Annotated in this window: 1 protein-coding gene; it reads left to right on the top strand. The window is 56.2% G+C overall.

What is annotated here, in order from left to right; translation table 11 throughout:
* A partial coding sequence (locus tag AC4HNJ_RS21980) for a hypothetical protein (RefSeq protein WP_490481740.1) occupies positions 1-236 on the top strand: 236 nt, incomplete at its 5' end.
* Between the last annotated feature and the right edge of the window lie 31 nt (positions 237-267).

The following is a 267-nucleotide window of genomic DNA, read 5'->3' as shown; positions in this document are numbered from 1 at the left end:
GTCTTGCCGTGAGCGGACTCTATGCTCTGGGAGCCAAGATCACGGCGCAGAACCTTCGGGAGGAACGTGAGCGCGCGATTGCGCAGGATGTTCAGCCAATGGCGAGACAGAACCTCCTTCTGAGCGAGCGCCGGATGAAGCGAGCGGCGGAACGACTGGAATTTGCAGCCAACTCGCTGCACAGCAACAATGCAAGATTCCTCGAACACATGCGACGAATTCTTCCCAATATCTAGACGCATAGTTTCTACAAACAGGCGGTTGCGG

The organism is Dyella sp. SYSU CM1112 (assembly GCF_058216415.1).
Note: the sequence above shows the minus strand (reverse complement) of the source record. Positions and strands in the feature narration are given on the sequence as shown.